Here is a 13676-nt window from a genome sequence, read left to right on the forward strand (position 1 = left end):
TAGGCGGCCCGAGGTTTTAATAACCGCTTTGAGCGGTTCACAGTTCAAGCCCCCGGCTTTGCCGGGGGTACGTGACTGTCAATGGAGGCTGATGCCCGAGTAGAGGTCATTCAGGCGCTGATCCCTCTGGCCCTGATGCACGTGGAGGAGGAGTTGCAGGCCGAGGTGGAACGGTTGGTCGGGCCCAGGTACGGACGGGGCGAGGATGACGCTGGGCTTGTTCGTTGGGGACGTCAGCGGGGTTCGGTGTTCCTTCAGGACCAGAAGGTGCCGGTGATGGTTCCCCGGGTGCGGGACCGGAGGGAAGGTCAAGAGGTGTCCCTGGCGGTCTACCGGAGCCTGCAGGCCCCTCGTCAGATGGACAGGACGCTGATGTTGCGAGTCCTGCGGGGTTTGTCCTGCCGCTCCTATGAAGAAACGGCCGCCGCCGTGCCGGAGGCGTTGGGGCTTTCGCCCTCGACGGTGTCGCGCCGTTTCATCAAGGCCACCGCGCGCAAATTGAGGGAGATGATGGAGCGGGATCTCTCCGGACATGATTTTGTGGCGCTGGTTATGGATGGCAAGGGGTTTGGCAGGGATTCCGAGATGGTGACCGCGCTGGGGATCACCCTTGCCGGTAAAAAAGTCGTGTTGGGGTTCATTGAGACGGCCACTGAAAACGAGCGGGTGTGCTCGGAGTTCCTGCGGAGCCTGGTGGATCGGGGTCTGGCGTGCGAAAAGGGACTGCTGGTAGTGCTTGACGGCGCCAAGGGCCTGAGGAAGGCTGTAAAACGGGTTTTCGGCGGCTGCGCCCTGGTGCAGCGATGCCAGTGGCACAAACGGGAGAACGTGGTCGGCTACCTGCCGAAAAGCCGCCGTCCCGCGATGCGCCGACAACTCCAGCGGGCCTATAAACAGCCTCTCTGGGAAGATGCGAAAGCCGCCCTGCTTGGGCTGAAGAAGGAGCTGGCCCTGCAAAACCAGTCGGCTGCGCGCAGCCTTGAGGAAGGGTTGGAGGAGACCCTGACCCTTCATCGGTTGGGCCTATTCGAAGAGCTGGGAACCAGCCTGAAGACGACCAACACCATCGAGTCTTTGCACTCCTTGCTGGGATCACGCACGGACAAGGTGGACCGCTGGAGGAACTCTAACCAACGCCAGCGGTGGGTAGCCGCAGCCCTGCTGGATATGGAACCGGGACTTCGAAGAATAAAGGGCTGCCACCATCTGCCGGCCCTGCGTTACGCCATTCAGGCAGACCTCAACTTGGTGAAGCAGCCAACGCTGAAATCGGCCTGATCAACCATGGCCGCTTCGGCAATTTCAACTAAGAATGGCATTGACCCATGTGTGGTCAGAAAGCTCGGTAATGCTGGGTAGTAAATTACCATAAATAGGAATCAAACGACATTATTCATCATTTTTAGATGATTTGTCACGTTGAAGTTCATTGAATGAAAACGGGTCATCGCGAGTCACGCCGCTGGCGTGATGCGAAGCGACTCCATGAATTGGGACTGCCGCGTCCCCTTCGATCAGGCCCTCTGGCGTGACTCCTCGCAATGACAGTCGTAATGTCATCGCGCTTGTCCGCCATAGCTTTCTTGTCCGCCATAGCTCGAAGAGCGACGGTGGAAGCAACGGCGGAAACCGTCACCCGTGTGACCTGTCGCGGCGAAGTTATGCCGCAGGTATAACGAAGACGGAAGCGATCCCGATGAGCGAGATTGCCGCGCTCACCGAGAGACACAGGGCTCGCAATGACGGAATTGAAAACAGTTTTGAGATCTGAGATCTGAGATCAATATCTACCTCAATGCCGGGTTAAAGTACCCGTACTTCAGAGCAGGGTAGATCTCTTTCAGCCGCTTCATCACCCTCTGGACACCCAGGGGAGAAGATCTTTTACCTCCAAGGGCTTCCAGGTACAGGTCAGGGTCGATGTTGAGGTTCCTCCACTGGATCATGTTGAACCTGGTTCGTTCCTGAAGCCGGGTGATCGCTTCAAGCTCCTCTGGTTCATCGGTGACCCCGGGGAAGACGAAGTAGTTCACGGACACGAACCTGCTCCTGGTCCTCGCCACCTCCATGCTCGCCACCACAGCCTCAAAGGAGTAGTTAGCCGGTTGGAAGTATCGTGTGTAGAGATCTTCTCGGGCCGAGTTAAGGCTTACCCTGATGCTGTCGAGGCCCGCGTCAAAAAGGTTTTCAAGGGCCCCGGGCATGCTGGCGTTGGTATTCAGGTTAATGGTCCCCCCGGATGTCCGGCGGCGGATAAGACTAATGGCCTCTTTGAGCGTCTTCCAGTTGGTCAGAGGCTCCCCTTCACACCCCTGCCCGAAGCTGACAACAGGGTTTTGGGCCCGCTCGATGTGACCTAAAGCCACCTGGGCGATCTCTTCCGGGGTGGGGATGAAATCAATGCGGTCCTGGGTACAGGGGATACTGGTGCCCTCCTGGAGCGAGATGCAGCCAAGGCAGGCGGCGTTGCATCTGGTGGAGGTCGGCAGAGGCGCCTCGTAACGCCCGAGGAAATAGTTCCTGGCAGCCGGGCACCGGTAAACAATACAGCAGTGGGACAGATGTTTGATGAGGCGGTTCCCGGGATGATCCTGTACCATTTTGTCAGCGTTGATATCCTCCTCCCCATTTTGTGGGAAGTTGTCCAGATCCTGGCGGGGCTCAGGGTCCACGCGCACTCCCGTTGTGACGAAACCTTCCGTTCCCCATCCCAGTGCCGCATAGGCGAATAGAGGAAGTACGGGGGCATCCGGAGTGCGCTCAAAGGCGGACCATAGAAAAACCGTGTGGGCGGGCGCCAGGAAGGAGGATACAGCGTTGACCCTTTGACCCTCGAAATGGCTCACCACTTCCAGTTGGCCGGATTCGGGGTCAATTCCCACCGGATGCCTTCCAGGAAGGACGTGCAGGTCTGATCCTGCAGGTAAGTCAATCAGTTCCCCCGGTTCAGGGGGGCGATGCCCAGTCCCCGAACGCCCCGCCATCCTGAGGACAGGGTGTTCAAACACCTGTCCATCACTGTCGGCCATGACCATGAAGGGAAGATCGTAAAGAGACATGGGTACTAGAATAGGGAATAGGGAAGAATGAAGGAAGGATAAAATGACGAATAGGGAAGGAGGCAGGAAATCAGTGATTCATGATTCGTGATTGGAAATTTGAAAAAACGGTGACCGGTGAACAGTGACAGCGGTTTTTCTTTGTTTCGCCGTTACCCCCATACTGCTCAATCCCCTCCAGGTCAGGTTTTCTCAGTGTCCTCAGCCTGCCCTGAGCAAGCGAAGCGCGTCGATGGGTGTCCTCAGTGGTGAAAAACATCGCCTTTATGGTAACCGTAATTTCCTGAACTTTTCCGGTTTTAACTGCGGCCCCCTGCGATAAGTGCGGCCTACCAGCAGGACGCCTCTGCGTAACTCTGCGTTAAGGCTTTGAGATCGTGTTTATATTAACCGGGATTGCCGCGTCGCTCTCGTTTATCTCGAAGCTCCTCGCAATGACAATATGGATACAGCTGACTCCTTTATAGCCACTGTGCCTCAACCGGGATTCAAGCCCTCCTTCCGTCTTCGTTCTTCGAACTTCGCCGCGACAAGCTGCGTCCGAAGCCTGTCGCGCCAGAGGCGTGACGGACTCTGCGTTTAAACTTTTATCGTTTATTATTGGAATGCAACTGGATTCCGGGTCCTCGTTTTACTCGGCCCGGAATGACGAACCATGTACGCTTACTCTCGTCACTCCGGGCCGAGCGTAAGTGGAGACCCGGAGTCCATTCGCCTTTACTTGCCGCGGCGAAGCCCATAGGACGAAGACAAGTTATACCAATGCCACTGGATTCCGGACAATCACCCAATAAAGCGCGTGATTTCCGGAATGACGAAGAGAAAACTGCCCTCCGTCCTTATTCCCTCGCCATGTCCGGGGTTTACTCCCACCTCCCTCTCACCCACTCTCCCCCTCTGATTTCTCCCACGCCCCCCGCGTCTAGCTTTGTCTTTTCATTGGCCTTTGGTCTTTGGCCTTTGGTCTGATTTCTCCCTCTACACTCTGCCCTCTACACTCTGCACTCAATTCCTGAGGCGCGGTAGCGCCGAGCCCACTCTGGCTTTTTCCCTCTCCACATTGCTATAATACCACTTTGTGTCCCTTCGAACTTACCGTGTCTGAGCAAATATTATGGAGGATGTCATGAGGAAGACAGCTATCGTTCTTGCTGTGATCAGTGTTTTGTTCCTGGGAATGGTTGGTTCGTCCTTTGCGGTGGATCAGGAGAAGTTCCCCTTCTTTCCGTCCCTTCTCAATACGAAAACCGGCGGCCCCGTGTCCAGCAGCGAGTTCGAGGATCCGGAACGATGCCGCCTCTGTCACCGGGATATCTACAATCAGTGGAAAGGTTCCATGCACTCCAACGCCTGGATAGATCCCGTTTTCCAGGCTCTGTGGAAAATAGGCGACGACGAGACCGACGGCGCCATCAGAAACCTTTGCTCCGGATGCCACTTGCCCATAGGGACTGTTGGTGAGGAGGTCAGCTGGGATCCAATCAGAGGAATTTTCGGGGCCAGCGAGATAGCGGAAAAGGGCGTGCAATGCGATTTCTGCCACACGGTCGCCGAATCAACATGGCAGGACACACCCTCTTCCCAGCCCCAGAACGGTTCCCTGATCATGGACCCAGGTGACGTAAAACGCGGGCCCTATAAGGACTCCGACTCCCCCGGTCACGACACAGAATACTCCCAGCTCCATACATCGGCTGAATTCTGCGGTTCCTGTCATCATGTCTTTCACCCTGTGACCAACTTCCCCATCGAGAGGACTTACGACGAATGGAAACAGTCCGTCTATGCCAGAGAGGGGATCGTTTGCCAGGACTGCCACATGATGCCTCTGGAAAAGGCCATTGAGGCTGCCCGAACTCTGAAGAAACCCGTTAACCCGGGCAAGGCATCGCCCCTGGGCCCGGAAAGGGATACGGTGTACACCCACGAATTCGTAGGGGGCAACTTCACGCTTCCCAGGCTCCTGGGATCCGATAAGCATGCCCAGATAGCCGAGGGGCGCCTTAAAAGCGCGGCCGAAGTCCAGATACACCTTCCCGAAAAAGCGGTGACAGGCCAGTTGGTGAAATTCAAGGTGGAGGTGTTCAACGTAGGAGCAGGCCACAATCTGCCTACAAGCCTCACCGAAGTCAGGCAGATGTGGCTGGATGTGACTGTGAAGGACCCGAAGGGCAATATACTGATGCGTTCAGGAGCCCTGGACGATCACGGTGCCATCGATCCCGAGGCCAACATTTTCAGAGCTGTGGCCGTGGATAAAGATGGAAATGAGACCCACAAGCCATGGGAAATATCCCACTTCTCCGAGGTCCGGGTCATCCCCCCCAAGGGGTCTGACACAAGTACCTTCACCTTCCTTCTTCCTGATAATCTCAAAAAGGGAGAGTTGACGGTGGATGTGGTGCTGCGCTACAGGTCCTTCTCCCAACACCTGGCTGACCTGCTCCTCGGGGAAGGTAAGATCGAGGTGCCTGTGGTGGATATGAACAGGTCACAGGCGATGCTGGCGGTATCAAAAAAATAACGGGGAAGAGGGTAGAGGGAAGGTGGAATGAGGAAGGAAACCGCTGACATTCTTTAATTCCACCTCCTATATTCCATATTCGCTCTTCCAGCCTTTTGAGATTTGAGATCTGGTTCTGGTGTCTGGATTATGGAACGCAGAACCCGGAACACAGAACGCAGAAAAAAGTCAAAGAAATGATCCTTTTACTTTTTGCGACCCATGATTTGAAAAACAGATATGAAATCTCATTTATGAGATTTCATATAAGGAGCCCACAATGAACAAATCGACCATCTGGACAGTCATTCTCCTCCTGATCCTGGCTGTACCCCTCGGCGCTTCCACAAAGATCCTCTCCCCGGGAGATTTCTTTCCGCAGTACAGCTTCAAAACTGACATCAGTTCTGCCGATGCCGCCTACCTGGGTGTGGCAGAGGTGCTCGGCCGCAGTGGAGAGTTTCATGTGGAAGATGTCTGGGGTGAGGTCCTGGTCCTGGAGCTGTTCAACAGGTTCTGCTTCGGCTGCCAGCAGGGAGCGCCTCTTGTCAACCGCGTTTATGAGATGGTGGCCTCCGATCCCACCCTGTCCACAAAGGTCCGCTTCCTTGGCATCGGGGTGGGGAATAACATGAAGACCGTCAACGATTTCAGGCGGGAATTCGACGTCCAGTTTCCCCTGGTGCCTGATCCCAAATTCGGGATTCTCACTGCCCTTGGCAACCCTGGCGGGACCCCATACACGATGATCCTGAAAAAAACCTCGGGGGGGCTGATGCTCATGGCTTCTCATTTCGGGGTACTGGATTCGGCACAAGGTTTTGTTGATGAAATAAAGGAGATCGCCACGGGGGACGCGGAGCAGCTGCTTGCCGGGGCTCGGCCGGTGGAGTTGCCCCCCTGGGTGGAGAAGGAGCTTGTCCCTTCCATCCCGGAAACTGAAATTGAAGCCCGGGTCTTAAAAAGCATGGAGCGAGCCGGTTACGGTTCAGTGGGGCTTTACACGGTCGATCTGCCTGATGGTGACAGGGTATTCATAGGTGAGAGTAATCGGGGTAAGGTCTTTTCCAGGGTCATCAGCCGGCTTCCGGTGTGTGATGTCTGCCATCCGGTTCACTTTATCCTGACGCTGAACACAAGAGGAGTGGTTGTGGATTTCGATGCCATCTCGGTAACCAAATACTGGAACAAGGAATGGAATGAGGAAGAGGTGGATCAGATGAGACGCAAGCTCCTGGGACTTTCTGCCCTGGAGGACAGGGCTTTTGATCCCCAGGTGGACGCCGTCAGTACGGCTACCATGTCCTCCTCACTTATTTTTGACAGTCTCAGCAAGACAGGCCCCATCGTCAAGATCCTGAAGGAAAAGGGGCATTTTTAAAGGGTGAATAGTGAAATGTGAACTGTGAACAGAAACTTCTGTATATCGGGCCGGTTGACACCGGCCCGATAATATTGGATGTAGAGGGTTCCAGTTTGAGTAAGCAGGTAATCATTTTAGTGTTCTTTTGGTTTAAATAAGTGTTAATCGCGTACTTTTCACGATTCACTTTTGATAGAGTCGCAAAAAGTCCAATCCGGGACTTTTCGCTTCACGGAAAGGGAAAAGCGTCGTTTTCCTTTTCCTTATAAATCAATGACTTACGGAGTGAGTCATTGATTTGGGCACCCCGCGCGGGGCGCATTGATGACTTTTTGCGAAGTCATCACTTTTCACCCTTCACTGAATACGGAGTATTCCCATGATCATCGTAATGAAGCCCGGTACCTCGAAAAAGAACCTGAAAGATGTCATCGACAGGATCGAGGAACTTGGATACACGCCCCATATCATCCACGGGGAGACCCGTAATGTTATCGGGGCCATTGGGGATGAAAGAGGAAAGGCAAGGCTCCAGCACCTGGATGCCCTGGCAGGAGTGGAGCGGGTTGTCCCTATTCTCCGCCCTTACAAGCTGGCTAGCATCGAGGTCAAGGATCAGAAAATTGGTGAGCGGTCCGCTTTCAAGGTGGCGGAGGGCGTGTCCATTGGCGGTCCGAAGATCACCGTAATGGCTGGACCCTGCAGCGTGGAAAGCAGGGAAAGCCTTATCTCTATCGCCAGGGAAGTTAAAAAAATGGGAGCCTCCTTTCTGAGGGGCGGGGCGTTTAAACCCAGGACCTCTCCCTATGCCTTCCAGGGGCTGGAGGAGGAGGGTCTCAAGATCCTTGCCGAGGCAAGGGAAGCGACCGGGCTTCCGGTTGTCACCGAGGTGGTAAACCCGGGTGATGTGGACCTGGTGGCCGGTTATGTGGACATGCTTCAGGTGGGAGCACGCAACGTTCAGAACTTCGCCCTTTTAAAACGTCTGGGCGATGTTGATAAACCCATCCTTTTCAAAAGGGGGATGATGACGACTATCGAAGAGTTCCTGATGTCCGCGGAGTATATTCTGGCCTCCGGCAACGAAAGGGTTATCCTGTGCGAACGTGGGATCCGTACTTTTGAGACGGCCACCCGCAACACTCTGGACATCAGTGCCGTTCCTGTCCTGAAGGAACGTACACACCTGCCGGTTATTGTGGATCCATCTCACGCAGCCGGCCATTGGCAATATGTCCACTCCTTGTCTCTCGCCGCCATCGCGGCCGGGGCGGACGGACTCCTGATAGAGGTTCACTCAGAACCTGAGATCGCCATGTGTGACGGTCCACAGTCCTTAAAGCCAAAGAATTTTAAAACTCTCATGGAAGCGTTAAAAAAGGTTGCCGAGGCGGTGGGGAGGGAGGTCTGAGAACTAATCTCAAATCTCATATCTCATATCCCAAAGAGATAAAACCTGTGATCGGCATGCCTGATGCTCCTGGTTATGAGATTTGAGATCTGAGGTGACCAGCCATGTTACTTTTCGATTTCACAGATCCTGAAACAGCTGACCTGTTCCATCCTATTGGCGACAGTGTGATGGGAGGTGTTTCCTCGGGGGCGTTAAACTCTGAGGGTGGTTATGCCGTTTTCAGCGGCGAAGTGTCCTTTCAGAACCAGGGAGGCTTTGCCTCGGTCAGGTCCGAACCCGGCTCATGGAACCTCTCCGAATATGATGACCTTCAGCTTGAGGTCCTCAGCGATGGCAAGACTTACAAACTCTCCCTGACCACCGACTCGCACTACGATTCGGTCGTGTACCGGGCCCGTTTCAACCCTCCCGCCGGTGAATGGTTGAATGTGCGCATCCCGTTCACGGATCTTATACCCACCTTCCGGGGCGAGAAAGTATCTGACGCCCCGCCCCTGGACCGATCCACCATTAATTCCTTCGGGCTTCTGATCTCGGACAGGCAGGAAGGACCTTTTCATCTGGAGATAAAGAGTATCAGGGCTTTCTGACTTTCAGTCACTGATCTTAAATCTCAAAGGACAGCGAACAAGCATTAAACTACTGCCAACCGGTATCTTGTTCTTTAAGGAGGGTTCATTTTTGAGATCTGGGATCTGAGATCTGAAATTCGGTTCAATACAGCTTCACGGCCTCTGCTTTAAAGACAAGATATACTTTTCCCCCCAGATCCAATCCCATCTCCACGTAAGATCGCCTCGTCAAGCGCGCGATAAGGATATCCCCCGTGTCCACAGTCACATCCACGGTGCCGTTGCGTTCCCTGGCAGCTGTGATGCGGCCGGGAAGGATATTTCTCGCGCTCGTGGAGATCGGGGTCAGACTTACGAGGATCGATTCCGGGGGGATCGCGGCGGTGAGGGCCTTCTCGTGGCCTGCGTGAACGGCCACAACGATACTGCCGGTGTCAAAGACCGGACCATCCGGAGTGTGCCTGACCAAGCCGTGGAAAAGGTTCTCCATGGAGCCTTTGTGAACCCTTCCTTCAAAAAGAGTCACCACTGTGTCCGCCATTCGATAGGCCTGGTCAAGGTCATGGGTCGTAAAGATGACGGAGGTCTTCTGATTGCGGTTTTCCTGGAGCAGCACCCTCTCTATGACAGACCGGCTCACAGCGTCCACGTTGGCAAACGGTTCATCGAGAAGAAGGGCCCTCGGTTCCAGGACCAACGCCCGGGCCAGAGCCACCCTCTGGGCTTCTCCGCCGGACAGGGCCAGGTGGGGTCTTTTCCCAAAGCCGCCCAGGCCCACCAGTTCCAGCGCCGCTTCTGCCTTTTGGGCCGCCTCCTTGCGGGACACACCCCTGCGGGTGAGTCCATAGCACACGTTGCCAAGAACCGTGGTTTTAAAAAGGTAGGGGGACTGGAGGATCATCCCGAGTTCCCTTCGCATCCTGTCTTGAGCAGCGGTGGTCTGTGAAAAAAGATCCTGATCCCGATATCTGATGTTTCCTCTGGTCGGCTGCATGAGCCCCCCGAGAATCTGCAGGAAACTGGACTTCCCGGACCCGTTGGGCCCGGTGAGGGCAACGATCTTCCCGTCGGGAACCTCCAGGCCGGGTATGTTCAGGACCTCCCTGCCGCCCAGCTCCATCTTCAGGTTTTCAATTGTAAAAAGATTCATGGTATTCCTGTCACCCGCCAAACTCTTTTAGCTGAAATATTATGTAAATCCTTTTGCCGCATTGATAGGCACCGCTGTTGTTCCCAGGAACTTTTGGTGTCCTGGGCGTTAAAACAACGCCGCCCTTTATAGCAACTGTGCCTTAATGATGATTCTCGGGTTTATTTATCCCCTTAATCCCCTTCATCCCTGTTAGAAAATCGAATTTCAAATCTCAGAGCTCAAATCTCAAAAACCTGAGATCGCTTCGCATCGTATCAGCTCGCGATGACAAAAGTGTATGTCATTGCGAGCCCTGTGTCTCTCAGTGGGCGCGGCAATCTCGCCTAGGGGATCGCTTCCGTCGTCGCTATAAAATACAACGTGGCAGGCAAATACCACTGGATTCCGGATCTTTCCAAACACCCCCACCTCAATCCTCCTATCAGGAACCCGCTTCCGCAATCTTCCCCTCCCTTGAGGGGAGGGGACTGAGGGGAGGGTGAAATCCTATCCTATCTATTCCGAAGTCCCCCTCCATAGGGGGAGGAAGAGTAAGGAATGGGACTTATATAATGCCGGAATGACGGACGGTTTCCCCAAGACACAGCTTTTCTCAGTGTCCTCAGCCTGCCCTGAGCAAGCGAAGCGCGTCGATGGGTGACCTCTGTGGTAAAAGGCATCGCCGTCATAACAACTGGCCTTAACCCTGACTTGCCGGTTTCCTCTGCGTCCTTGGCGACCTCTGCGTTAAATTTGAAGGTTTCGGGTAAGTAGCTATTTCATCCTTGATTGCAGCCTGCGGAAAGTCAGGTTCACCGAAAGGGCCACCGCAAGGAGGACGATTCCGAGGGCCATACCAAAGGCAAACTCGCCCTTGCTGGTCTCAAGGGCGATGGCTGTCGTTATGGTCCGGGTGTAGCCCCGGATGTTCCCTCCCAGCATTATGGCCGAACCCACCTCTGCTACCACCCGTCCAAATCCGTTAAACAGGGCAGCCATGAGACCGAACCGGGCTTCAGCCAGAATAGTGATGGATGCCTGGCGCGGTGACGCTCCGAGACTCACAGCGGTGAGGCGCGCCCTGGAGTCCACGGAGTGAACTGCTGCTATGGTGAGTCCTACAATGAGAGGGAAGGCCAGGATCACGTCACCGAGGATAATGCCTGAAGGCGTAAAAAGGAGGTCCAGAAAACCAAGGGGGCCCTTCCGGGAGAGGAGGGAATAGCAGAAAAGCCCTACCACAACGGTGGGAAGGGCCATGAGCGTATTGAATAATGTTAAAAGGACGCCTTTGCCCTTAAACTCCCGGGTTGCAATGATGTATGCGAGGGGGACCCCGAGGATCGCCGCGATAATGGTCGCGCTCACCGCAACCCGCAAAGACAGCAGGGTGATGGTCACGACTTCACTGTCCAGTGTAAAGATCAGCTGGAAAGCTCCGGTTATGGCGTCGAGAAAATAGTCCATAGCATCAGAATGTAGAATGTAGAATGCAGAACGTAGAATATGATTTATCAGCGCCCTTCGTCCTGCGCCCTTCGCACTGCCGGGTGGAGATCGGCATTATTTACCTCCACCCGGCTTCCCCGCCATTGGAACGAAAAGCTTATTCCCAAACTTGTCTGTAAACCCCCCGATGAGCCTTTGTCCCTCCTCCGAAACCATGAAATCGATGAGCTTCATGGCCCCCTCGTAATTGACGTGGGGCTGTTTTTCCGGGTTCACCGCCATGATCCCGTAGGGGTTGTACAGAAGGTCGGAAGACTTTACGAAAAGCATCTTCAGGTCCATCTTGTCGGAATATTTCAGGTAGCTCCCGGAATCAGAGAGCGAGTAGCCCAGCTTTTCGTCGGCGATGGTCAGCGTCTCCCCCATGCCTTTGCCTGACTCGAGATACCAGCTTTTTCCCGTGGGAACATCCCCGAGCACCGCTTTCCAGATGCTCTGTTCCTTGATATGGGTGCCCGAGTTGTCTCCCCTGGAAACGAAGGGGGACCCGCTCTCGGCAATTTTCCTGAACGCCTCCTCGGCGCTAATGGCGGCGCCTACGCCGGCCGGGTCCTTTTCAGGGCCCACGATCACAAAGTAGTTGGCCATCACGGCACGGTGGTTCACTCCATATCCCGCTTCCACGAAGGCCTTTTCCGCGGAAGGCGCGTGCACCAGGGTCACATCCACATCCCCGTTCTCGGCCAGCTTGAGCGCCTTGCCGGTTCCCACAGCGATGACATCCACCTTAAGGCCGGTCTCCTTCTCGAAAACGGGAAGAAGATAAGCCAGTAATCCCGTGTTGTCGGTGCTTGTTGTAGAGGACAGCTTCAGCCGGTCCGCCGCCTGGACGGACATAGGTAACAAAAGGGTGAGGATGAGGACAACTGTTCTGAAGGTTGATTGGTTCATTAGCGGCTCCTTGTAGGTTTAATCCCAAATTCCAGATTCCAAAGGATTTATCCAGGATCCAAAATTTACCCTGTGTAACCCAGTGGTGCAGCCTGGAAATGGCTGCGCTGTGGTAAATCAGCTTTTGATCTCATTCTACGTTCTCGGTTCTGCGTTCTACATTCTGATTTTCCCGCTTTCCTTCAGATCGTATCCTGTGAGTTCGTCAGCCATTTCCTCGAACACCTCTTCCCTGAGGAGAGCAAGCAGGTCCTGGACCTGAGGGAGAAAAAAGTTTTCTTTCCTGACAATAAGGTCGAAACGTTCCTGGCGAATGGGTAGAAAATCACAGCCGGTCAGGCGCGCTGCTGCTTTAATACCGAAACCCGCGTCCCCTCGACCGGTGTGGATGGCCAGGGCTGCGTCAAGGTGGCTTTGGACAGGGATACCCCTTGTCAGCAACGGTTCCGGGTCAACCCCCAGTCGGTCCATCTCCATGTCCATGAGAGTCCTGGTGCCTGTGCCAACTTCCCTGACAGCCCATCTCAAGTTTTTTCCGAAAGCATCGGACAGACGGCTGACTGCCTGCGGGTTTCCCGGACCGAGAAGAACCCCCTGAGTCCGTTCGGCGAAGGTGACAACGGCGATATCTTCCCCGAGATATTCCCTGATGTGGTCTGTGGCATACCCCCCCAGGGGGTCCACCAGGTGAACGCAGGCGATATGTACCAGCCCCTTTTTAAGGGCCATAAGGCCATCCCTGCTTCCGGCCCTCGATTGCAGGACCAGTATATCGGGGAACCTCTTATTAAATAGTGCCGTGAGCTTTACAAGGAGGGGGTCATCGCTGCCGGCGATGAGGAGGAGGCTGCCGGCGGCCTTAAGGAACGGTTGTGTTTCAGGCATGTTGATAACGCTGGATTCCAGCCACCTGTCAACAAGGTGCCCGGGGAAAAGCCATTTGCCGGTGATCTTCGTAGCAGGAAGGCCCCGGTCGTGGATAAGTGTGTAAACCTGTTTTTCATGGACACCCAGGTACTGTGCCACCTGCTGGGTATCCATAAACTGTTCATCGGTTGTCACGGGGGTTCCTCCATGAAGGGCGATTCTAAAGTATTGATTGAGTAGATTCAAGAATAATATTACTTAATATTACTAAAACCTACTTACATGGTAACGATGTTTTTCACCACAGATGGGATGAAGTAGGCCGGTACCACCTGTCAACGGGATGCTAAAATAGCTCCCAACTTT

General features: G+C 54.5%; 10 protein-coding genes. 5 read left to right on the forward strand and 5 right to left on the reverse strand.

Annotation, left to right across the window (positions count from 1 at the left end):
* Positions 1 to 81 precede the first annotated feature (81 nt).
* On the forward strand, positions 82 to 1278 hold the full coding sequence (locus P1S59_13315; GenBank protein MDF1527220.1) for an IS256 family transposase: 1197 nt from the start codon (positions 82 to 84) through the stop codon (positions 1276 to 1278).
* A gap of 509 nt (positions 1279 to 1787) precedes the next feature.
* Here the strand turns inward: P1S59_13315 and P1S59_13320 are convergent.
* A complete protein-coding gene (locus tag P1S59_13320; protein ID MDF1527221.1) occupies positions 1788 to 3059 on the reverse strand; it encodes a radical SAM protein in 1272 nt (423 codons plus the stop codon).
* A 1126-nt stretch (positions 3060 to 4185) separates the two neighbouring features.
* On the opposite strand from P1S59_13320, the gene P1S59_13325 reads away from it, so the two are divergent.
* From P1S59_13325 to P1S59_13340, 4 genes are all read left to right on the forward strand, one after another.
* Positions 4186 to 5583, forward strand: coding sequence for a multiheme c-type cytochrome (locus P1S59_13325; protein MDF1527222.1), 1398 nt, complete (start codon positions 4186 to 4188; stop codon positions 5581 to 5583).
* A gap of 259 nt (positions 5584 to 5842) precedes the next feature.
* Complete coding sequence (locus P1S59_13330; protein ID MDF1527223.1) at positions 5843 to 6943, forward strand: hypothetical protein; 1101 nt, start codon at positions 5843 to 5845, stop codon at positions 6941 to 6943.
* A 361-nt stretch (positions 6944 to 7304) separates the two neighbouring features.
* Complete coding sequence (gene aroF, locus P1S59_13335) at positions 7305 to 8336, forward strand: 3-deoxy-7-phosphoheptulonate synthase (GenBank protein ID MDF1527224.1); 1032 nt, start codon at positions 7305 to 7307, stop codon at positions 8334 to 8336.
* A 104-nt stretch (positions 8337 to 8440) separates the two neighbouring features.
* Entirely contained in the window at positions 8441 to 8929 is a 489-nt protein-coding gene (locus P1S59_13340; protein MDF1527225.1) for a CIA30 family protein, read from the forward strand.
* Between the two features lie 124 nt (positions 8930 to 9053).
* On the opposite strand, the gene P1S59_13345 is transcribed toward P1S59_13340, so the two are convergent.
* From P1S59_13345 to P1S59_13360, 4 genes are all read right to left on the reverse strand, one after another.
* Positions 9054 to 10061: an ATP-binding cassette domain-containing protein gene (locus P1S59_13345; GenBank protein ID MDF1527226.1), complete on the reverse strand. Its 1008-nt coding sequence runs from the start codon at positions 10059 to 10061 to the stop codon at positions 9054 to 9056.
* A gap of 756 nt (positions 10062 to 10817) precedes the next feature.
* Positions 10818 to 11510 carry an ABC transporter permease gene (locus tag P1S59_13350; protein ID MDF1527227.1) on the reverse strand — a complete coding sequence of 231 codons (693 nt, stop codon included), beginning with the start codon at positions 11508 to 11510 and terminating at the stop codon, positions 10818 to 10820.
* 96 nt (positions 11511 to 11606) lie between these two features.
* A complete protein-coding gene (locus P1S59_13355; protein ID MDF1527228.1) occupies positions 11607 to 12443 on the reverse strand; it encodes a substrate-binding domain-containing protein in 837 nt (278 codons plus the stop codon).
* 156 nt (positions 12444 to 12599) lie between these two features.
* Positions 12600 to 13505, reverse strand: a complete 906-nt coding sequence (locus P1S59_13360; protein MDF1527229.1) for a helix-turn-helix transcriptional regulator — start codon at positions 13503 to 13505, stop codon at positions 12600 to 12602.
* Positions 13506 to 13676 lie beyond the last annotated feature (171 nt).

The sequence above is a fragment of the bacterium genome (genome assembly GCA_029210965.1).
In the GTDB taxonomy this organism is placed as follows: domain Bacteria; phylum BMS3Abin14; class BMS3Abin14; order BMS3Abin14; family BMS3Abin14; genus JALHUC01.